The organism is Streptomyces ficellus (assembly GCF_009739905.1).
Lineage (GTDB): Bacteria > Actinomycetota > Actinomycetes > Streptomycetales > Streptomycetaceae > Streptomyces > Streptomyces ficellus_A.
In genome coordinates this window covers 738,561-758,681 of record NZ_CP034279.1, presented here as the reverse complement: position 1 = coordinate 758,681, position 20,121 = coordinate 738,561, and the positions used below count along the sequence as shown (strand labels likewise).

21 protein-coding genes are annotated in these 20,121 nt (G+C 74.4%); 9 read left to right on the top strand and 12 right to left on the bottom strand.

Going from position 1 to position 20,121, the window contains the following annotated elements:
• Positions 1 to 4: 4 nt before the first annotated feature.
• Positions 5 to 1,024, bottom strand: a complete 1,020-nt coding sequence (locus EIZ62_RS03275; RefSeq protein ID WP_208827746.1) for an MsnO8 family LLM class oxidoreductase — start codon at positions 1,022 to 1,024, stop codon at positions 5 to 7.
• 48 nt (positions 1,025 to 1,072) lie between these two features.
• On the opposite strand from EIZ62_RS03275, the gene EIZ62_RS03270 reads away from it, so the two are divergent.
• The gene (locus EIZ62_RS03270; RefSeq protein ID WP_156691208.1) at positions 1,073 to 1,561 is read left to right on the top strand and encodes a phosphatase domain-containing protein; all 489 of its coding nucleotides are present in this window, start codon (positions 1,073 to 1,075) and stop codon (positions 1,559 to 1,561) included.
• Between the two features lie 29 nt (positions 1,562 to 1,590).
• Here the strand turns inward: EIZ62_RS03270 and EIZ62_RS03265 are convergent, their stop codons facing one another.
• Positions 1,591 to 1,818, bottom strand: coding sequence for a dodecin (locus EIZ62_RS03265; RefSeq protein ID WP_156691207.1), 228 nt, complete (start codon positions 1,816 to 1,818; stop codon positions 1,591 to 1,593).
• Positions 1,819 to 2,067: 249 nt separating this feature from the next.
• Between EIZ62_RS03265 and EIZ62_RS03260 the strand changes: the two genes are divergently transcribed.
• From EIZ62_RS03260 to EIZ62_RS03250, 3 genes are all read left to right on the top strand, one after another.
• Entirely contained in the window at positions 2,068 to 3,339 is a 1,272-nt protein-coding gene (locus tag EIZ62_RS03260; RefSeq protein WP_156696173.1) for an extracellular solute-binding protein, read from the top strand.
• Between the two features lie 179 nt (positions 3,340 to 3,518).
• Positions 3,519 to 4,304 carry a GNAT family N-acetyltransferase gene (locus EIZ62_RS03255; protein ID WP_156691206.1) on the top strand — a complete coding sequence of 262 codons (786 nt, stop codon included), beginning with the start codon at positions 3,519 to 3,521 and terminating at the stop codon, positions 4,302 to 4,304.
• Complete coding sequence (locus tag EIZ62_RS03250; RefSeq protein ID WP_156691205.1) at positions 4,301 to 5,185, top strand: lysophospholipid acyltransferase family protein; 885 nt, start codon at positions 4,301 to 4,303, stop codon at positions 5,183 to 5,185. The genes EIZ62_RS03255 and EIZ62_RS03250 overlap by 4 nt, the downstream gene beginning before the upstream one ends.
• On the opposite strand, the gene egtD is transcribed toward EIZ62_RS03250, so the two are convergent.
• From egtD to egtA, 4 genes are read right to left on the bottom strand one after another with little or no spacing between them, the layout of a single operon-like run.
• A complete protein-coding gene (gene egtD / locus EIZ62_RS03245; RefSeq protein ID WP_156691204.1) occupies positions 5,080 to 6,045 on the bottom strand; it encodes an L-histidine N(alpha)-methyltransferase in 966 nt (321 codons plus the stop codon). The genes EIZ62_RS03250 and egtD overlap by 106 nt on opposite strands.
• Entirely contained in the window at positions 6,042 to 6,800 is a 759-nt protein-coding gene (gene egtC, locus EIZ62_RS03240) for an ergothioneine biosynthesis protein EgtC (RefSeq protein WP_156691203.1), read from the bottom strand. Before egtC ends, egtD begins: the two co-directional genes overlap by 4 nt.
• Positions 6,800 to 8,125 (bottom strand): ergothioneine biosynthesis protein EgtB, encoded by a 1,326-nt coding sequence (gene egtB, locus EIZ62_RS03235; protein ID WP_156691202.1) that lies wholly within the window; start codon positions 8,123 to 8,125, stop codon positions 6,800 to 6,802. The genes egtC and egtB overlap by 1 nt, the downstream gene beginning before the upstream one ends.
• Positions 8,122 to 9,432, bottom strand: a complete 1,311-nt coding sequence (gene egtA / locus EIZ62_RS03230; RefSeq protein WP_156691201.1) for an ergothioneine biosynthesis glutamate--cysteine ligase EgtA — start codon at positions 9,430 to 9,432, stop codon at positions 8,122 to 8,124. The genes egtB and egtA overlap by 4 nt, the downstream gene beginning before the upstream one ends.
• Before the next feature lie 123 nt (positions 9,433 to 9,555).
• Here egtA and EIZ62_RS03225 point away from each other — a divergent pair, with 123 nt between their 5' ends.
• A complete protein-coding gene (locus EIZ62_RS03225; RefSeq protein ID WP_156691200.1) occupies positions 9,556 to 10,395 on the top strand; it encodes a TIGR02452 family protein in 840 nt (279 codons plus the stop codon).
• Between the two features lie 25 nt (positions 10,396 to 10,420).
• Here the strand turns inward: EIZ62_RS03225 and EIZ62_RS03220 are convergent, their stop codons facing one another.
• Positions 10,421 to 11,119, bottom strand: a complete 699-nt coding sequence (locus EIZ62_RS03220; RefSeq protein WP_156691199.1) for an alpha/beta fold hydrolase — start codon at positions 11,117 to 11,119, stop codon at positions 10,421 to 10,423.
• A 133-nt stretch (positions 11,120 to 11,252) separates the two neighbouring features.
• On the opposite strand from EIZ62_RS03220, the gene EIZ62_RS03215 reads away from it, so the two are divergent.
• From EIZ62_RS03215 to EIZ62_RS03205, 3 genes are all read left to right on the top strand, one after another.
• Positions 11,253 to 12,320, top strand: a complete 1,068-nt coding sequence (locus EIZ62_RS03215) for a LacI family DNA-binding transcriptional regulator (RefSeq protein ID WP_156691198.1) — start codon at positions 11,253 to 11,255, stop codon at positions 12,318 to 12,320.
• Positions 12,321 to 12,389: 69 nt separating this feature from the next.
• The gene (locus EIZ62_RS03210) at positions 12,390 to 12,644 is read left to right on the top strand and encodes a hypothetical protein (RefSeq protein WP_156691197.1); all 255 of its coding nucleotides are present in this window, start codon (positions 12,390 to 12,392) and stop codon (positions 12,642 to 12,644) included.
• A gap of 125 nt (positions 12,645 to 12,769) precedes the next feature.
• Positions 12,770 to 13,960, top strand: a complete 1,191-nt coding sequence (locus EIZ62_RS03205) for a thiolase family protein (RefSeq protein ID WP_156691196.1) — start codon at positions 12,770 to 12,772, stop codon at positions 13,958 to 13,960.
• A gap of 44 nt (positions 13,961 to 14,004) precedes the next feature.
• On the opposite strand, the gene trxA is transcribed toward EIZ62_RS03205, so the two are convergent.
• Positions 14,005 to 14,373: a thioredoxin gene (gene trxA / locus EIZ62_RS03200; protein ID WP_156691195.1), complete on the bottom strand. Its 369-nt coding sequence runs from the start codon at positions 14,371 to 14,373 to the stop codon at positions 14,005 to 14,007.
• Between the two features lie 122 nt (positions 14,374 to 14,495).
• Between trxA and EIZ62_RS03195 the strand changes: the two genes are divergently transcribed.
• Positions 14,496 to 15,926 (top strand): dihydrolipoyl dehydrogenase family protein, encoded by a 1,431-nt coding sequence (locus EIZ62_RS03195; protein ID WP_156691194.1) that lies wholly within the window; start codon positions 14,496 to 14,498, stop codon positions 15,924 to 15,926.
• Here EIZ62_RS03195 and EIZ62_RS03190 read toward each other — a convergent pair.
• From EIZ62_RS03190 to EIZ62_RS03175, 4 genes are all read right to left on the bottom strand, one after another.
• On the bottom strand, positions 15,914 to 16,408 hold the full coding sequence (locus tag EIZ62_RS03190; protein ID WP_167536467.1) for a potassium channel family protein: 495 nt from the start codon (positions 16,406 to 16,408) through the stop codon (positions 15,914 to 15,916). The genes EIZ62_RS03195 and EIZ62_RS03190 overlap by 13 nt on opposite strands.
• 85 nt (positions 16,409 to 16,493) lie before the next feature.
• Entirely contained in the window at positions 16,494 to 17,846 is a 1,353-nt protein-coding gene (locus tag EIZ62_RS03185) for a chloride channel protein (RefSeq protein WP_425281793.1), read from the bottom strand.
• 49 nt (positions 17,847 to 17,895) lie between these two features.
• Positions 17,896 to 18,327, bottom strand: coding sequence for a hypothetical protein (locus EIZ62_RS03180; RefSeq protein ID WP_156691193.1), 432 nt, complete (start codon positions 18,325 to 18,327; stop codon positions 17,896 to 17,898).
• Between the two features lie 78 nt (positions 18,328 to 18,405).
• Positions 18,406 to 20,031, bottom strand: a complete 1,626-nt coding sequence (locus EIZ62_RS03175; RefSeq protein WP_244375415.1) for an alkaline phosphatase D family protein — start codon at positions 20,029 to 20,031, stop codon at positions 18,406 to 18,408.
• Between the last annotated feature and the right edge of the window lie 90 nt (positions 20,032 to 20,121).

Below are 20,121 nucleotides of genomic sequence, written 5' to 3'. Positions count from 1 at the left end.
CAGTCTAGGTGTTTACGCTGGTCAGACCCGCGAGCCGGGCTAGCCTGGTGTACGAGTCCAGCAGCGCCGCACGGTCGTGCGTACTGGTCGTCACCAGGATCTCGTCCGCCGCCGTCTCCTTCAGCGCCTCCTCCAGGGCGTCCCGCACCTGCTCCTCCGTGCCGTGGACGTGGCCCGCCAGACCCGACGCGTAGAACTCCCGCTGCCGGGCGGTCATCGGCAGGCCCTCGATCCGCTCCGGCGGCGCGAGCGGCGGGAACACGCCCTCGGTGCGCGCGTATGCCATCGCCCACGCCTCCGGTATCAGCAGCCGCCGCGCCTCCTCCTCGGTCGCGGCGACCGCGACGGTGCCCGCCACGACGACGTACGGCTCCGCCGACCAGACGGAGGGGCGGAACGCCGACCGGTAGCGCTCGATCGAGGCCACCACCTTGGGCCGCCCCTTCAGGTCGCCGATCACCAGCGGCAGCCCCGCCGCGGCGGCGACGGCCGCCCCCTCACCGGTGGCCAGCACGTACGGAGCGACCCGCAGCCCCTCGGCCGGCCGGGCGTGCACCCGCGGATGCGCCGTCTGCGTACCCGTGAACCAGCCCAGCAGCTCCTCCAGCCGCCCGGCGAAGTCGTCCGCGTCCTTCTTGCCACGGCCCAGCGCCCGCCGGATCCCGTCCGTGAACCCCACCGACCGGCCCAGACCCATGTCGATCCGCCCCGGGAACAGCGACTCCAGCACCCCGAACTGCTCCGCCACCACCAACGGCTGATGGTTCGGCAGCATCACCCCGCCCGTGCCCACCCGGATCGTGCGCGTCGCGGCCGCCACGGCGGCCGCCAGTACCGTCGGCGCCGAGCCCGCGACGCCCGGCACGCCGTGGTGCTCCGAGACCCAGAAGCGGTGGTACCCGAGCCGCTCCACCTCCCGGGCCAGGTCCACGGTCGCCCGCAGGGCCTGACCGCCGTCCTCCCCCTCACGGGTGCGGGACCGGTCCAGAACCGACAGGCGCGTCGCAGCGATCAAAGAGCTCACGCCCAGGTTCAACACCGGTGCCCGCGGATGATTCCCTACGCTGGGGCCGTGACACGCAGCAGCAGGCCCCTGGCCGTCTTCGACCTGGACAACACCCTGTCCGACACCCGGCACCGGCAGCACCACCTGGATCGCCGGCCCCGCGACTGGGACGCCTTCTTCACCGCCGCGCCCCACGACCCGCCGCTCGCCACGGGCGTACGGCTGTGCCGGGAGGCCGCCGCCGACTGCGACATCGTGTACCTCACCGGACGCCCCGAGCGGTGCCGCGCGGACACGGTCGCCTGGCTCGCCGCCCACGGTCTGCCCGAAGGGCCGGTCCACATGCGCCGCAACCAGGACCGCCGGCCGGCCAGGGTCACCAAGCTGGAGATCCTGCGGCGGCTCTCCGCGAACCGCGAGGTCCGGATGCTCGTCGACGACGACGAACTGGTCTGCGACGCCGCCGAACGGGCGGGTTTCCGGGTCGTACGGGCCCGCTGGGCGGAGGAGTCGGAGACCCTCGTCCAGGCCCAGGAGCAGGAGGGCCGGACCTGATCAGCCGGCGGCCTCGTGCCCGGCCCTGATCAGTCAGAGGTCCCGTGGTCGTCCTCCAGGCGGAAACCGACCTTCATCCCGACCTGGTAGTGGGCGATCCGCCCGTCCTCGATGTGCCCTCTGACCTGCGTCACCTCGAACCAGTCCAGGTTCCGCAACGTCTCGGAAGCACGCGCGATGCCGTTGCGCATCGCGTCGTCCACGCCCTCGTGCGAGGTGCCGACGATCTCGGTGACGCGGTAGGTGTGGTGCGACATGGAGGTCTCCTCGTTCGCCCGGCCGTCATCGCCCGGTGGTACGTCCTTCCACGGTGCACCACCGGGCCGGGGTCCGCACGGCATGGCCCCCCGGGGGCCCGGTCACCGTCCGTCACCACCGGCCACCCCTTGACCCGCCACTTGGTCCATACCAAAATCCAGCCATCACGCCCGCGGCGAACCGGCTTCGCATCCCCCCACGTCGGGTCCACTCTCCCTGCTCAGCAAAAGGTGACCTACGTGACCTCCGTGAAGAAGCGCACCCTGGCCGGCGCCTGCGCGCTCCTGGCCACAGCCCTGCCCGGCCTCGCCGGGTGCGGCGTCCTGCCCGGCGACGACGCGCCCGGCACCCGCACGGTGACGGTCTGGCTGATGAAGGGCAGCGTGTCCGACGACTTCCTGGAGCGGTTCACCACCTCGTACGAGAAGGAGCACCCCGGCGTCGAGCTGGAGGTCACCCTCCAGGAGTGGACCGGCATCGGGAAGAAGGTCACCGCCGCGCTGGCGAGCGACGACGCCCCCGACGTCATCGAGGTCGGCAACACCCAGGTCGCCCAGTACGCCGAGACCGAGCTGCTGCACGACCTGACCCTCGAATCGGTGCGGGACCTCGGCTACGAGGACTGGCTGCCCGGCCTCGCCGAGCCCGGCAAGGTCCGGGGTTCCCAGTACGGCATCCCCTGGTACGCCGCCAACCGTGTCGTCATCTATCACAAGGACCTCTTCGCCCGGGCCGGCATCGACTCGCCCCCCAAGACCCGCGAACAGTGGCTGGAGGACACCGAGAAGCTCGACGACGGCCCCGGCGGCACCCAGGGCATCTACCTCGCCGGCCAGGACTGGTACACCCTCGCCGGGTTCGTGTGGGACGAGGGCGGCGAGCTGGCCACCGAGAAGAACGGCACGTGGACCGGCGCCCTGCACAGTCCCGCCGCCCTGCGCGGCATGGCCGTCTACCAGGAGCTCCAGGCGCTGGGCGACGGCCCCAAGGACGCCGACGAGGAGAACCCGCCACAGGCCCAGGTCTTCGCCGGGGGCGACGTCGCCCAGATCATCGCGCCGCCCAGCGCGGCCGCCGCCATCGAGGAACGCAACCCCGCCCTCAAGGGGAAACTCGGCTTCTTCCCGATCCCCGGCAAGACCGCCGACCAGCCGTGCGCGGTCTTCACCGGCGGCTCCGACCTGATCATCCCGCTCAACTCGGGCGAACGGCACGCCGCCACCCAGGTCGTCGCGGCGCTGGCCGGCGGGAAGTGGCAGACCGACCTGGCCCGCACCATGAACTACGTCCCCAACAAGGCGTCCCTCGCCCCCGTCGTCCAGGGCCAGGAGGCCACCGCCGCCATGGCCGTGGGCGCCGAGCGCGGCCGGGCGACTCCCAACTCGCCGCGGTGGGCGGCCGTCGAGGCGGCCAACCCGATCAAGCCGTACATGACCGCGGTCCTGGAGGGCGAGTCCCCCGAACGCGCGGCCCGCGCCGCCTCCGCCCGCATCACCGCCCTCCTGAGCGACAACCGCTGACCCCCCCGCGGGCCCGCCCGGCCGGGTGCGCCCCGGGGCCGTACCGGGCATTCAGCCGCCGCACATCCGGGCATCGCCGCGCGGTCATGTCGAATCCAGCCGGCCACGGAAGAAGTAGGGAGCCGGACCGGCGCAGCCGCGGTCCGGCCCCGTCCGTTCCTCCGGCACAGGAGACCTCCATGCCCGCTTCCCCCGCCGCGCTCGCCGGCCCCACGGCAGCGCCCGCCCCGGCCCCGCCCCACTACGTCGTCTCCCTCGCCCGCGACCAGGAGGAGGTGCGCGCCGCCCAGCGACTGCGCCACCAGGTGTTCGCCGGTGAACTCGGGGCGCGCATCGAGGGGCCCGAACCGGGCCTCGACGGCGACGAGTTCGACGCCTACTGCGACCACCTGCTCGTACGCGAGGAGGTCACCGGCGAGGTCGTCGGCACCTACCGGCTGCTGCCGCCCGACCGCGCCCGCGTCGCCGGACGGCTCTACTCCGAGGGCGAGTTCGACCTCACCCGGCTCGCCCCGCTCCGGCACGACCTGGTGGAGGTGGGCCGCTCCTGCGTCCACCCCGCCCACCGCAACGGAGCCGTGATCTCCCTGATCTGGGCGGGCATCGCCCGGTACATGGTGCGCACCGGGCACACCTGGCTGGCCGGCTGCTGCTCGCTCCCGCTTGCCGACGGCGGCGCCCTCGCCGCCGCCACCTGGGACACGGTCAGGGACAAGCACCTGGCCCCGGAGGAGCACTGGGTCACCCCGCACCGGCTGTGGTCCGCCGACGGCGTCGCCCGGCCCGCCGGCCGCACCCCCCTGCCGCCCCTGCTGCGCGGCTACCTGCGGCTCGGCGCCCAGGTCTGCGGGGCCCCTGCCCACGACGTCGACTTCGGCGTCGCCGACCTGTACGTCCTGCTGTCGCTGCGCCGCACCGACCCCCGCTACCTGCGCCACTTCCTCTCCCTGGCGCCCCTCCGGTGAGCGTCTGGCTGCCCGGCGCACCGTGCACGCCCCGTACCTGCGCCCGCGCACCGCACCAGAGTGCCGTCGCACGTCCGGGGATCGCCGCCGCGCGGCTCACGGCCGGCGTCCTGGTGGTCCTCGCCGGGGTGCTCCTCGCGCCGCTCGCCGCGCCCCTCGGCCGCACCGCCCGCGAGCGGGCCACCCGGCTCTGGTGCCGGGCCGTGCTCCGCGCGTTCGGGGTACGCCTCCGGGTGGCCGGCCGGCCGGACGACACGCCCCGCCTCGTCGTCGCCAACCACATATCGTGGCTCGACATACCGCTCGTCGCCGCCGTCCTGCCCGGCCGGATGCTCGCCAAGAGCGAGGTGCGGCGCTGGCCGCTGCTCGGGCCGCTCGCCGCCCGCGGCGGCACCCTCTTCGTCGCACGCGACCGGCCGCGCGCCCTGCCCGGAACGGTCCGGGAACTCGCGGACGCCCTCCGGGGCGGCTCCCGCGTGGTGGTCTTCCCCGAGGGCTCCACCTGGTGCGGCCGCGCCCACGGACGGTTCCGGCCCGCCGCGTTCCAGGCCGCGCTGGACGCGGGCGCCGCCGTCCAGCCCGTACGCCTCACCTATCACCCGACCGGGCCGGCGGCGTTCGTCGGGGACGACCCGCTCGCCGCCTCCCTGTGGCGGATCGCGGCGGCCGGCGGGCTCACCGCGGAGATCCGGATCCTCGCCCCGATCCCCGCCGGCCACCACCCCGACCGCCGCACCCTGGCTCGCGCGGCGCAGCGGGCCGTGCACCCCACCGGTCAGACGGCCGTCGCCAGCGACAGCGCGAACCGCCCCTCCTCGTCGGTCCACCAGTGCGCCAGCTCCATCCCGGCGGCCGCGAGCTCGGCGCGCACGCCCTCCTGACGGAACTTCGCCGACACCTCCGTACGCATCTCCTCACCGGCCTCGAAGGTGACCGCCAGGTCCAGCTCCGGGATCTTCACGGTCAGCGCCTCACGCGCCCGCAACCGCATCTCGATCCACTCCTTCTCCCGGTCCCACACGGCGACGTGGTCGAAGTCGGCCGGGTCGGCGTCCGCGCCCAGCTCGCGGGCGAGCACCGACAGCACGTTCTTGTTGAACGCGGCCGTCACCCCCGCCGCGTCGTCGTACGCCGCGACCAGCGTCTCCTCGTCCTTCACCAGGTCGGTGCCCATCAGCAGCGCGTCGCCCGGCGTCAGCAGTGCCCGCACCGAACGCAGGAACAGCCGCCGCTGCTCCGGGAGCAGATTGCCGATCGTGCCGCCGAGGAAGGCGACCAGCCGGGGCCCGGGCGTGCCCGGCAGGGCGAGGCCCCGGGTGAAGTCGGCGATCAGCGCGTGCACCTGGAGGTCCGGGTGCTCGGCGGTCAGCGCCTCGGCCGCCCCGCGCAGCGCGCTCTCGCTCACGTCGACCGGCACGTAGCTCTCCAGGCCCGGCAATAGCGCGTCGATCAGGTGGCGGGTCTTCTCCGACGAGCCCGAACCCAGCTCCACCAGGGTGCGGGCCCCGGTGATGCGCGCGATCTCGCCGGCGCGGGCGATCAGGATCTCCCGCTCCGCCCGCGTCGGGTAGTACTCGGGCAGCCGGGTGATCTCCTCGAACAACTCGCTGCCCCGCGCGTCGTAGAACCACTTGGGCGGCAGGTCCTTGGGCGTGCGGGTCAGGCCGTGCAGGACGTCGGTGCGCAGGTCGGCACCGGTGGCGTCCTCGGGCAGGGTGCGGGTCAGCAGGAACGGGCTCACGCGGGGGGCTCCTTGAGCGGGGTGAGAAGGACATCGGTGCGGGTGGCGGCGAGGACGGTGCGGTCCGGCACCTCGCGCCAGCCCGGATCGTCGTCGTACGGCTCCGAGGCCACGACCGTACGGCTCCGGCCCGGCTCGGCCAGGTACCACAGGGTGTCGCCCCAGGCGGTCGCGCAGACCGTCTCGCCGTCGGTCAGCAGCAGGTTCAGCCGGGAGCCGGGCGCCGCCGCGGCGACGTCCAGGACGGTGTCGGCCAGCGCCTGGCCCGGCTCGTCGCCGTCCCGCAGCCGGTGCAGGACCAGCGCCCAGACCAGGGCCGAGTCGTTGCGGGCTTCGAGCGACAGCAGTTCGTTCGCCGGGAGCAGCGAGGCGAGCCGGCCCAGCGAACCGGGCCAGCCCTTCACGGCACCGTTGTGGCTGAACAGCCACGGCCCGGCGGCGTACGGGGCGGCGGCGGCCTCCGCGTCGGCGCCCGACAGGGTGGCGTCCCGGACGGCCGCCAGCAGGGCCCCGGTGCGCACCACCCTGGCCAGGTCGGCGAACGACAGGTCGGCCCAGATCGGCCCGGCGCGCCGGTAGCGGGCCGGGACGGGGTCACCGTCCGCGTACCAGCCGACGCCGAACCCGTCCGCGTTCACCGTCCCGTACCGCTGCCGCCGGGGCTCCCAGGACTGCCGGTACAGGCCGTGCGCGGGCCGCACCAGCAGCTCACCCAGCGGCGACGGCGGTCCCAGGTAAGCGATATGACGACACATCAGGCGCCACCCCCGTCCCGCGCCCCGTCCCGCGCGGTGCGGAAACCGGAGAAGATCTGGCGCCGCACCGGCAGGTCCCAGTTGCGGAACGTACCCCGGCACGCCACCGCGTCGACCGCGAACGAACCGCCGCGCAGCACCTTGTGCCCCGGCCCGAAGAACACCTCCGAGTACTCCCGGTACGGGAACGCGACGAAGCCGGGGTAGGGGAGGAAGTCGCTGGACGTCCACTCCCACACGTCCCCGATCAACTGCCGGACCCCGAGCGGCGACCGCCCCGCCGGATAGCTTCCGGCCGGTGCGGGCCGCAGGTGGCGCTGACCCAGGTTGGCGTGCGCCGGCGTCGGGTCCTCGTCGCCCCACGGGTAGCGCAGCGAACGGCCCGAGACCGGATCGTGCCGGGCCGCCTTCTCCCACTCCTCCTCGGTCGGCAGCCGGCGCCCCGCCCAGCGGGCGTACGCGTCGGCCTCGTACCAGCTGACGTGCAGCACCGGCTCGTCCTCCGGCACCGCCTCGACCACCCCGAACCGGCGCCGCAGCCACTGGCCGCCCTCCCGGCGCCAGAACAGCGGCGCGCCGATGCCGTGCTCCCGGATCTGCGCCCAGCCCTCCGGCGCCCACCAGCGCTCGTCGCGGTAGCCGCCCTCCGCGATGAACGCCATGTACGCGCCATTGGTGACCGGCACCGTGTCGATGAAGAACTCCGGCACCACGCGCGCGTGCGCGGGCCGTTCGTTGTCCAGCGCCCACGGCTCGGCCGAGGTGCCCATGGTGAACGGCCCGCCCGGTACCCGCACCTCGGCGGGCAGACCGTCCGTACCGGGACCCGGCGGCGGCTCCGGGGCGTCCAGCGCGGCCGGCCCGCGCCGCAGCTGATGGGTAATCAGCATCGTTTCGTCGTGCTGCTGCTCGTGCTGGGCGACCATGCCGAACGCGAACGCCGCGTCGACCAGCGGCGGGCCGCCCTCCAGCGCGGTGCGCTCCAGCACGTCGAGGACCCGGCCGCGCACGTCGGAGGCGTAGACCCGCGCCTCGGCCGGGGCCAGCAGCGGCAGCGTGGGCCGGGTGGCCCTGGGGTGCTCGAACGCGTCGTAGATCGAGTCGATCTCCGGGCGCAGCGCCTCACGCCCGGCGACCGCGCGCAGCAGCCACTGCTCCTCCTGGTTGGAGATGTGCGCCAGGTCCCACACGAGCGGGGACATCAACGGCGAGTGCTGGGCGGTCAGTTCACCCTCGCCGACACAGCTCGTGAGCAGGGTGGTCCGGGCCCGGGCGGTGGTCAGCGCGTCCAGCGCCCGCCGCCTGAGCCGTTCGGGGTCGGTCATGTACGGACGTCCTTCCCGGGTGTCCCGGTCTCCGGCACGGTCGCGGGGGTGTACGGGTCGTCGGCGGGACACCTGCCCGGCGCGACGTGACGCTCGCGGAACGCGGCGACCGCGTCCACCACGGCGGCGGTGGCGCCCCGGCGGGGCAGCGCGTCCAGCGCGAGGGCGAAGCAGGCGTCGGCCGCGTCGCGCAAGGGGGGCGCGGTCAGACCGTCGCGCGCGGCACTCCGCCACAGCGCGTCACGCGGCGGGGCGTCGTGCGGGGCACCGCCCGGCGCCGCCGGCGCGAGTGGCTCCACCACCCGGTACGCGGCCTCGGCCGCCTCCGGGTCGTCGAACAGCGCGGCCGTGACGGCGAGCGGCACGATCCAGCCGTCCTCGCCCGGCTGGGCGTCGATCATGCGCAGTTCCAGGTGACCGCGCGGCCTGACCGGCGGGAATAGCGTGGTCAGGTGGTAGTCGAGGTCCGCACGGGTGGCGGACCTCGGCTCCCCGGACCGCAGCCACTGCCGCAGGGTCAGCCCCTCGGGCACCAGCCACGCCCCGTCTCCGCCCCGGACGCACATCACGGGCGCGTCCAGCGCGTGCGCGGCGTAGGCGGCGCGCGGCTCCAGGCGGATGTCCGGAGCCAGGCTGCGCACCGGGTCGAGGTCGGCCCACAGGCCCTGCCGGGTGGACCGCAGACCGGACGGCTTGCCGTGCAGGACGGGGGAGTTGGCGAACGCGGCGACCAGCACCGGGCCCAGCAGGTGGGCCAGGCGCCAGCGCCGCTCGAAGCCCAGCGGCCCGGGCTCCTCGTGCCCCGCGTCGAGGCAGACCTGGACGGAGGCGGAGTCACGCATCATGGCGCGCCCCGCCGGGCCCGTACGGTCGAGGAAGGTCTCCATCGCGTCGTACCGGGGCTCGCACAGCAGCCGGTCGCGCGGTGGGTGCCAGGGATCGGTGCCGGATCCGGTGAGGGTGAGACCGGAGGCGGCGAGCGCGGTCCGTACGGCCGCCAGATCGGCCGATACGGTGGTGACGCACTCCATGAGGGACGCGGCGGGCGGCGAGCTGAGCTCCAGCTGCCCGCCGGGTTCGAAGGTGAGTGCCGATCGCAGCGGCAGGGTCCGCAGTCCGCCGAAGGCGGTGCGGAGCCGGTCGGTGGCGACGGGGAGTTGCGGCACGTGCAGGTCGTGCACGAACCACTCCAGTTCGACCCCCACCGTGCGCGGTGGGCCGGTCTTGAAACAGATACAGCGCAGCAGATCCTCGGCCTCGTCCTCGGCGAGCGGACCACCGCTGTCCGGCACGTCGCTCAATGGCATGGGGGCTCCTCCTGTCGAGGGGTTCCGTCCCACCTAAGCCACCGGTGTGTGTTCGCACAAGGGTGCCTTCGGCGGCGAAAATCCGGTTGCCACGCGCTTGAATGATTATCGAGCATGCCGGGTATGAGTGCACGTCTGCGAGAGATCGCGAAGCGGACCGAGGAGATCGTCGCGGTGGGCCGGTACGAGGCCCCCGACGGCCGTCCGCTCACCATCGGACCCCAGGTCGCCGCCGCTCTCGCCAGGACCGTCCTGTACGGCCCGCAGCCCGTCCCGGTGACCCCCGGCACCGACCGGACCACCCGCTTCGAGGTCACGGGGGAGTCCAGCCTGGACGCGGCCCGGCGGCTGACCGAAGCCGCCCCCGGCCGGCCCGTCGCCGTCCTCAACTTCTCCTCCGCCCGCAACCCCGGCGGCGGCTACCTCAACGGCGCCCAGGCGCAGGAGGAAGCCCTGTGCCGGGCGTCCGCGCTGTACGCCACGCTGCGGCGCGTCCCGGAGTTCTACGACCACCACCGCGCCGACCGCAGCCCGTTCTACACCGACCGGGTCATCCATTCCCCCGCCGTGCCGGTCTTCCGCGACGACCGGGGCCGCCTCCTCAACTCCCCGTACACAGTGGGATTTCTCACGTCACCCGCGCCCAACGCCGGAGTGATCGCCCGTCGTTCGCCCGGAGAGGCCGGCCGGATCCCGGCCGCGCTCGCCTCGCGCGCGGAGCGGGTGCTGGAGACGGCGGCGGTGTGCGGCTACCGCCGCCTCGTGCTGGGCGCCTGGGGCTGCGGCGTCTTCCGCAACGATCCCGCGACGGTGGCGGCCGCGTTCCGGTCGCTGCTGACCGGTGAGGGCCGGTTCGCCCGCCACTTCGAGGAGGTCGTGTTCGCGGTGCTGGACCGCACGCCCGGGGCGACGACCCTGGGCGCGTTCCGCGACGCGTTCGCGGCGGTCACCCCGTCCACCTGACCCGGCCGGTGCCCGACCGGGCCCGTCACACCCACCCCTCCAGGGCCGCCATGAAGGCGTCGAAGTCGTCCCGGTGGATCGTGTGCCCGGCGCCCCCGACCGTACGGACCTCGAAGCCGCGCTTTCGGAGCAGCGCGGCGAGCTCCGGCGGCACCAGCGGGCTGGGGTCGGCGAGCGTCACCAGGGACGGCACGACCGGCGCGGGCGGCAGCAGGTCCGTCCCGGCGACCGGCTCCAGCCCGTACGCCGTCGCCTCGTCCCACACCTTCAGGGTCTCCAGTTCGATGTCGACGTCCGCCGCCTCCCAGCGCGGGTTCATCGCCCGCACCTGCTCGCGGGTCGCGGCCTTGGCACCGGCCAGCAGCTCGCCCCGGTATCCGTCGTCGCCCGCCGGGAGGTGCCAGGCCGGGTCCGAGTAGACCGCGCGGCGCGGGACGAGGCGTTCGACGGCGAGCGACAGCGCCAGTCCGCCGAGCGAGTGCCCGATCGCCAGGTCGGCCCCGGCCGGCAGGGTGGCGACGAGGTCGTCGGCGAAGTCTTGCGCCGTGTACGTCTCCGCCCGCCCGCTGGCGCCGTGGCCCCGCAGGTCGACGGCGAGGACCCGGTAGCCCCGCCCGGCCAGCACCGGTCCGACGCGCCGCCAGGTGCGGTGGTCGGCCATGATCCCGTGGACGAGCAGGGCGACCCGGTCGCCCTCGCCCCAGGTGGTGGTGTGCAGCCGCACGTCGGTGCCTTCCGGTCGGGGACGGGTAACCGATCAAGTTACACGTGTCACCGCCGGGTGGGAACGGTGGAGCGCCCCCTTCCGGCAGCCGCCGGACCCCGCCCCGGGCCGGTCTGGAAAAATGCCGAGGGCGATGACCCAGACACCTCCCCGGCCGCCCGCCGGACCCCCGGCCCGCCGCCCGGTCCCGACCAGCGCCGACGTCGCGCGGCTGGCCGGTGTCTCCCGGGCCACCGTCTCGTACGTGCTCAACAACACCTCGGCCGTGCGGATCAGCGAACCCACCCGCCGCCGGGTGCGCGAGGCCGCCGAGGAACTGGGCTACGTCCCGCACGCCGCCGCGCGCAGCCTGCGCGCCGGCCGCACCCGGATCGTGCTCCTGCCCACCGCGCACGTCCCGGTCGGCCCGCTCTACGGCCACTTCCTCAACGAACTCCAGTGGGCGCTGCGCCGCCTGGACTACACGGTGGTGCAGTACGCGAGCATGGGCCTGCGGGGTGACGAGGCGGCCCGCGCCTGGGCCGAACTGCGGCCGGTCGCCGTCGTGTCGTTCGGCGCGGTCGATCTCACCCCGTTCGGCGTCGACATCCTCAAGCGCTCCGGCGCCAGAGCCGTGATCACCCTGGGGACGCGGCCCGTCGAGGGCGCCCACAACGTCGTCATGGACCAGCGCCGGGTGGGCGCCTGCGCGGGCGCCCACCTGCTGGAGCGCGGCTACCGGCGCCTCGGCGTGGTGATGCCCGAGGAGCCCGGCCTGAACGTGTTCTCCGCCCCCCGCCTCGAAGGGGTGCGGGGTGCGGCGGCCGGCACGGACGCGGAGGTCGTACCGCTGCCGCTCGCCTACACGGAGGAGTCGGCGGCGGCCCTCACCGCCCGCCTGCCCTCCCTCGGGGTGGACGCCGTCTTCGCCTACAACGACGAGTACGCCTCGCTGCTGCTGCGCGCCCTGCTGGACGCGGGGGTGTCCGTCCCGGACGACACCGCCCTCATGGGCGCCGACGACCTGCTGCTCGGCAAGCTCCTGCGACCCCGGCTGAGCACGGTCCAGGTCGACATGGAGACCGGCCAGCACCTGGCCGAGCTGGTCGACCGGCTGGTCGGCGACCCGGACCGCACACCCGACGACCACGGTCACCAGGCAGGCCACGCGCCCGGCCACGACCTGATGGCCGCCCGGGCGATCCGGCGGGAGTCCACCTGACCGCGACGGGGGACCCGCCGGCCTCCCGCTGAGGTGCGTGGCGGGCGGAACGTCTCTAGCGTCGCCGGCATGAGCACACATCCGCAGCGCTTCGAGATCCTGGTGGTGCCCGAGCACGTGGAGGGGCGCGACGCGGCGCACCTCGCGGCGGCCGCGATCCGCTCGGCCGTGGTCGAGGCGACGGGGGAGACGGGCGCCTCGGGCTACCCGCGCTACGCCGGCCAGGGCGTGGAGGCCGACATCGACCCGGAGACCCGCACGGTGGAGGCCGTGCTGGTGGACGGCGCGGAACTGGACTACGGACTGACGGCCCGCGTCCGCTGACCGGGTGGCCGGGTGACCACCGGTGATCCGTTGACACGCGACGGACCCCGGACGGAGACTCGGGCGAGGCCGGGGAGGAAGGACGCTTCCCCCGGCGAACAGCCGAGGTCAGGGGAGAGCACCCGATGAGCACCCGCGACGTCTACATCGTCGACGCCGTCCGCACGCCGATCGGCAAGTTCGGCGGCGCCCTCGCCTCCGTGCGTCCGGACGACCTGGCCGCCCACGTCGTCAAGGCGCTCATGGCCCGTACGCCCGGCCTCGACCCCGCGCGCCTCGACGACGTCTACTTCGGCGACGCCAACGGCGCCGGCGAGGACAACCGCGATGTGGCCCGCATGGCCGTGCTGCTCGCCGGTCTCCCCGTCTCCGTACCGGGAGTCACCGTCAACCGCCTGTGCGGCTCCGGCCTCGAAGCCGTCATCCAGGCGGCCCGCGCCATCGCGGTCGGGGACGCCTCGGTCGTCCTGGCGGGCGGCGTCGAGTCGATGTCCCGGGCGCCCTGGGTGCTGCAGAAGCCCGAGCGTGCCTTCCCCGCCGGGCACCAGCAGCTCCACTCGACCACGCTGGGCTGGCGCATGACCAACCCGAGGATGCCCGCCGAGTGGACCGTCTCCCTCGGCGAGGGCGCCGAGCTGATCGCCGACAAGCACGCGATCACCCGCGAACAGCAGGACGCCTTCGCGCTGGCGAGCCATCAGAAGGCCGCCGCCGCCTGGGCGGAAGGGCTCTACGACGGTGAGGTCGTGCCGTACGCGGGCGTGGACCTCGTCCGTGACGAGTGCATCCGCGACAGCACCTCCATGGCGGCCCTGGCCAAGCTGAAGCCGTCCTTCCGCACCGACGGCACCGGCACCGTGACGGCCGGCAACGCCTCGCCGCTCAACGACGGCGCCGCCGCGCTGCTGCTCGTCGACGAGGCGGGGCTGAAGGCCTGCGGCCGCGAACCGCTCGCCCGCATTCGCACCTCGGCCGTCACCGGCATCGAGCCGCAGCTGTTCGGCCTCGGACCGGTGGAGGCCGTCCAGCGCGCCCTCACCAAGGCGGGCCGCACCTTCGCGGACCTCACCACGTTCGAGCTGAACGAGGCGTTCGCCGCGCAGTCGCTGGGCTGCCTCGCCGAGTGGCCCGAGCTGGACCCGTCGGTGGTCAACCCGCGCGGCGGCGCCATCGCCGTGGGCCACCCGCTGGGTGCCTCGGGCGCCCGCCTGGCCGGCGCGGTGACCCACCAGCTCGCGGCCGCCGGCTCCGGCACCGGTCTCGCGGCGCTCTGCATCGGCGTGGGCCAGGGCCTGGCACTGGTACTGGAGCGCTGACGCGCCTCCGGGGCGTCCCGCCGGTCAGTGCGCCGTCGTCCGGGTCATGCCCCGGCCTTGCCCTCCTCGATGGACTTGCGCACCTCGTCCATGTCCAGTTGGCGCGCCTGCCCGATCAGGTCCTCCAGGGCCGGCTCGGGCAGCGCCCCGGGCTGGGCGAACACGGCGACGTTGTCACGGACGATCATCAGCGTGGGGATCGACTGGATCTCGAACGCCGCGGCCAGCTCCGTCTGCGCCTCCGTGTCGACCTTCGCGAACACCAGGTCCGGATGGCGCTCGGACGCGCTCTCGAAGACCGGCGCGAACTGGCGGCACGGTCCGCACCAAGCAGCCCAGAAATCGATCAGGATGAAGTCGTTCTCGCTCACGACCTGATCGAAGTTGTCCTTGGTGAGCTCTACGGTGCCCATGCTGCCTACCTCTTCCCGATCTACGTGGGGGATCGCCCCGGACCCCGGACAACCGTGCCCGGAGCCGCGCTATTCCGACTGCCCATGTGGCCCCCGCGCACACGTACCACCAGACTGGCCCCATGACTGAAACGGTGGAGTACGACGTCGTCGTCGTGGGCGCAGGCCCCGTCGGCGAGAACGTGGCCGACCGGGCCGCCGCGGCGGGCCTGAGCGTCGCGGTGGTCGAGAACGAACTGGTGGGCGGCGAGTGCTCCTACTGGGCGTGCATGCCCAGCAAGGCGCTGCTGCGCCCCGCGATCGCCCGCGCCGACGCCCGCAAGGTCCCCGGCCTGCGCGGAGCCGTCCAGGGCCCGCTCGACGCCCCCGCGGTGCTCGCCCACCGCGACGGCCACGTGTCGCACTGGAAGGACGACGGCCAGGTGGACTGGCTGGACTCCATCGGCGCCCGCCTCCACCGCGGTCGCGGCAGGCTCGACGGCCCCAGGAGGGTCACCGTCGAAGGGGCCGACGGTGCACGGCAGACCCTGACCGCCCGGCACGCCGTCGCCGTCTGCACCGGCAGCCGCGCCGTCCTGCCCGACCTGCCGGGCCTCGCCGCCGCCCGCCCCTGGACCAGCCGCGAGGCGACCAGCGCCCAGCAGGCGCCGGGCCGTCTCGTCGTGGTCGGCGGGGGAGTGGTCGGCACCGAGATGGCCACCGCCTGGCAGGCGCTCGGCTCCGCCGTCACCCTCCTGGTACGCGGCGGGGGCCTGCTCCCGCGGATGGAGCCCTTCGTCGGCGAGCACGTGGCGGACGCCCTCACCGAGGCCGGCGCCGACATCCGTACCGGCGTCTCCGTCACCGCCGTCGAGCGGCCGGAACCCGGCGGTCCGGTCACGGTCGCCCTGGACGACGGCACCCGCCTGGAGGCCGACGAGATCCTCTTCGCCACCGGCCGCGCCCCGCGCACGGACGACCTCGGCCTGGAGACCGTCGGCCTCGAACCCGGTTCCTGGCTGTCCGTCGACGACACCTGCCTGGTCGGGGGCACCGACTGGCTGTACGCGGTCGGCGACGTCAACCGCCGTGCCCTGCTCACCCACCAGGGCAAGTACCAGGCGCGGATCGCCGGGGCCGCCATCGGCGTCCGCGCCGACGGGGCAGCCCCGCCGGACACCGGCCCGTGGGGCGCGCACTCCGCGACCGCCGACCACGCCGCCGTGCCCCAGGTCGTCTTCTGCGACCCGGAGGCCGCGTCCGTCGGTCTCACCCTCGCCGAGGCGGAGGCGGCCGGGCACCGCGTCCGGGCGGTCGACCAGGACCTGGCGGGCGTCGCCGGCTCCGGCCTCTACGCGGACGGCTACCGGGGCCGCGCCCGGATGGTCGTCGACCTGGAACGCGAGATCCTGCTCGGCGTCACCCTCGTCGGCCCGGCGGTGGGCGAACTCCTCCACTCGGCCACCATCGCCGTCACCGCCGAGGTCCCGGTCGCCCGCCTCTGGCACGCCGTCCCCGCGTACCCCACGATCAGCGAGGTGTGGCTCCGGCTGCTGGAGGGCTACCGCGGCTGATCCCCCGGGCCCCCGCGCCGCCCATGGCGCTCGCCGACCCGGCCGCGCACGTGCCGGGTCAGCGAGGTCGCCGCGGCGGTGAGGAACACGAAGTTGAACAGGATCTGAAGCATCGTCACGAACCGTGCTCCCTGCCCCTGGGGCGTGATGTCCCCGAAGCCGATCGTCGCCAGGGTGACCAGGGTGAAGTAGAGCGCGTCCAGCCTGGTCCTCAGCCCCGCGAACTCGCCCGGCTGCTTCGCCAGCCCGTAGTACGCGGCGGCGAAGACCAGCACCGACAGGCACATGAGCAGGGGGATCACCAGACCCGGCCGGGTGTCGCGCCGTTCCAGCGTCACGGCTGTGATCTGCCGCAGCAGGAGCACGGCCACCACGCCCACGGACACGAGGAACACCGACCAGCTCACGGCGGGGCGATGAGGCCCGAGGGAGTCCAGCGGCAGCAGGAAGTACGCCGCCACCAGCGCGGCCGCGCTCAGCACGGTCAGCGGCCGTGCCCTCGACCGGTACGCCCCCTCCGCCCCGGCGGGACCTTTCACCCGGCGCCCCGGGCGACCCCGGCGGGCCTCACCGGGCGGCCCCGGCGGGCGCTGCGCCGCCGGCCACGGGTTTCGGCCCGGTCCTGTCCTCGACGAGCCGGGCGGTGAGGAAACCGACCACGGAACACACCACGATCAGCGGCATCTGATCGGCCCCGTCCCGGCCGAGCAGCAGGACGGCCAGCACACTGCTCGCCAGCGGCAACCGGGTCACCGTGGCCGTCGCCGTGGCGATCCCCGCCGCCAGTCCGGGCGCCGCCCCGAGGCCCGGCAGCCCCGCGCACGCCACCCCCATCGCCGCGCCCAGCAGCACCGCCGGGAAGATGGGCCCGCCCCGCAGGCTGCCCAGGCACACGCCCCAGGCCAGCCCCTTGCAGACGACCAGGACGAGCAGGGCGGCGACCGGCCACGACCCCGGATCCCCCGCCAGCGCCCCCAGCGTCTCCTCGCCCGACAGGGCCGCCTCCGCCGGTGACCGCCCGGTGATCAGCGCGTACGCGGCGACGCACACGCCCGCCGCCACGGCGCACACCACCGTGCGCACGGCCGTGCGCCGCGCCGTCCAGACCGCCGTGACGTCCCCGAGCCGGTGCAGCACCGAGACGACCAGGGCCACCCCCACCGCCAGAGGGATCCCCCACAGGAAGTCACCGGCGTCCGGGTTGGCGGCCGGCGGCACCTTGGGCACGGTGAGCGCACCGATCTTCAGCCCCGTCCAGTGGCCGAACCCCGTGAACACCAGCGCGCCCGCCGCGCTCGCGAGGAGGCAGGGCAGGAGCAGGGTCACCAACTGCGGCCCGGCGAGCGCGGCCGCCTCCACGACCAGGACGGCCGCCACGAGCGGACCGCCCAGGATCGTCGAGATCGCGGCGGTCGACCCGGCGGTCCCCAGCACCATCGCCGTCCTGGGGTCCGCCTCCCGCCGCGTCCGCCGCATGGCCAGCAGGGCCAGCCCGCTCCCCAGAGCCATCAGGGGCGCCTCCGGTCCCAGCACCACACCCAGGGGCAGGGTTGCCAGAGCCGCGAAGACCACCCCCGGCACGGCCGCCGGCTCGCTGGGCGCCTTGGCGAGGCCGTGGACCGCGAGGTGCCCGCCGCCACCCGGCACACGGGTGACGACCGGGGCCAGCAGCAACCCGGCCAGCAGCAGCGCCGGCAGCGGCCACCACCACGGGGGTTCGGCGTAGCCGACCGCCTCGGGCAGGTCTTCCCAAACGGCGTGCTGGAGCGCGTGCTGAGCACCCACGAAGAAGAAGCAGGCCAGCGCGATCGGCACGCCCATGGCCGTCGCCAGCAGCAGCAGACGGGCGTACCGGCGGCGCAGCAGCGGCTCATCCGGCCCGGGCGTCGGCGCGGAACTCCCCATGGTCCGCCCGTTCACGACCCCCACCCCCGGATCCGGCGCACCGGCGCGCCCGTACGCCGGCGCGTCAGCACTTCACGGACGCCTGGGAGACGGCGATGGCCCGGTCCAGCGCCTCCAGGTGGGGCCTGATCCGCGACGACGCCTGGGCGCCCGTCGCGCCCCCGGGCAGGTCGTCGATGGCCCTGCTGACCCGGTCGTACGCGGCCGAGACCCCGCGCGCCCGGGCCTTGCGCACGTCCCGCGCACTGCGCGTCACGAGGTCGAGGTCGTGGGCGACCTCCTCCCGCAGGTCCCGCAGTTCGTCCCGCCCCTTCGACCGCGGGCTGAGGTCGTTCAGCCTGCCCGCGTTCATCCGCAGCGCCCCGAGGTCCTCGCAGAGCGCGTCGATCGCGGCCACCGCCCTCTCCCGGGGCGAGGGGGCGGCGACGGAGCATCCGGCCAGGCACAACAGGGCCGCCGCCACAGCAGGTCCCGCGCGGTAGGTGAGGTCGCCCATGGCCCCATGCAAAGCCGGGCGGGCCCGAAGTGCCCGTGGGTGGCGCCGAACGGGTGACCCCGCGCCCGCGGGCCGCAGTCACGCGGGCTGGAGGCCGGGCGTGCCCGCGCTCGTCGTGAAGGAGGCGGCCGTGCTGAGCGTGCCGCCCGGCCTGGTGACGGCGGACACCGTCCTGAAGTCGATCCCGGCGCTGCTCTGGCCCAGCCGCACGACGGTGTAGCCACGGCGTCCGTCGTAGAACTTCAGGTGCGGGTTGGCCTGGGTGAGGCTGATCCAGTTGCCGGGCTTCTGGGCGCCGTCCCGGCCGCTGGTGAGGGACGTCGTGGAGATCTCCGTACCGACGACCCGGGAGGCCGGGTTGTCGAAGTCGGCCTTCAGGTCGAAGCCGTACCCGACGTGCGCGTCACCGGACAGCACCATCAGGTTGTCCACCCCCGCGGCGGTCGCCCCGTCGAGGAGGCGTTTGCGGGAGGCGGCGTACCCGTCCCAGGCGTCCATCGAGAGCCGGTAGTCCGCCGTGGGGACGTCCCGCCGCTGGGCGAAGGTGACCTGCTGGGGCACGATGTTCCACACCGCGTCCGAGGTCTTCCACCCGTCCAGCAGCCAGCGCTCCTGCTCGGCCCCGGTCATCGTGCGCGAGGGGTCCATCGTCAGCGGCCCGGGAGCCTGCCAGCCGTCCCCGTACGCCTGGTCGGAGCGGTACTGGCGGGTGTCCAGGATGTCGAACTGGGCCAGCCGCCCGAACCGCAGCCGCCGGTACAGCCGCATGTCGGCACCGGCCGGCTTCTGCGGCGGACGCAGCGGCAGGTTCTCCCAGTAGGCGCGGTACGCGGCGGCGCGGCGCAGCAGGAACTCCTCCGGCGGTACGCCGTTCTCCGCGACCGCCCCCGCGTAGTTGTTCTCCGTCTCGTGGTCGTCCCAGGTCACGACGAACGGGTGCGCGGCGTGCGCCGCCTGCAGGTCGGCGTCGTTCTTGTAGAGCGCGTAACGCAGCCGGTAGTCCTGGAGGGTGACCGTCTCGGTGTTGAAGTGCGCGGGCAGCTTCCGGTCGGTGTACCCGCGGTGGCCGCCGGCCGAGTCGACGCCGTACTCGTAGATGTAGTCGCCCAGGTGCACCACCATGTCCACGTCCTCGTCCGCGACGTGCTTGTAGGCGGTGTAGTACCCGTCGAAGTAGGCGGCGCAGGCGACCGCGGCGAAGCTCATGGACGGCACCCAGAAGGAGCTGGGGGAGGGAGCGGTACGGGCCCGGCCCACCGGGCTGATCCAGGTGCCCGCGCGGAAGCGGTAGTAGTACGAGCGGTCCTCGTCGAGCCCCGGGACCTCCACGTGGACACTGTGGGCGTACTCCGGGTGGGCGGTCGCGGTCCCGCTCCTGACGAGGGCGTAGAACTGCTCGTCGTACGCCACCTCCCACTGCACCTCCACCCGCTGCGCCGGCAGCCCGCCGTCCGGTTCGAACGGGGCGGGCGCGAGCCGCGTCCACAGCAGGACGGAGTCCGGCAGCGGGTCGCCCGAGGCGATGCCCAGGGTGAAGGGGTACGCGCTGATCTTCCGGGCGTCCAGCGCGGTACGGCTCGCCGCACCGGCGGCCGGCAGGTGCGTGGTGAACGCCAGCGCGGCGGCGGCACCGGCCACGGTCAGGAAGTGACGGCGCCCCATACGGCGGGCTGCGGCCCGGAGCTCGGGCAGGTGAGTGTCCATATGGCACGTCATATGCCCGCTTTATGCCCCATGTTGCCCCGGCGAACGGGTGGTGTGACCCGCTGCGTACCGAGCCTGACAAACCCTCAC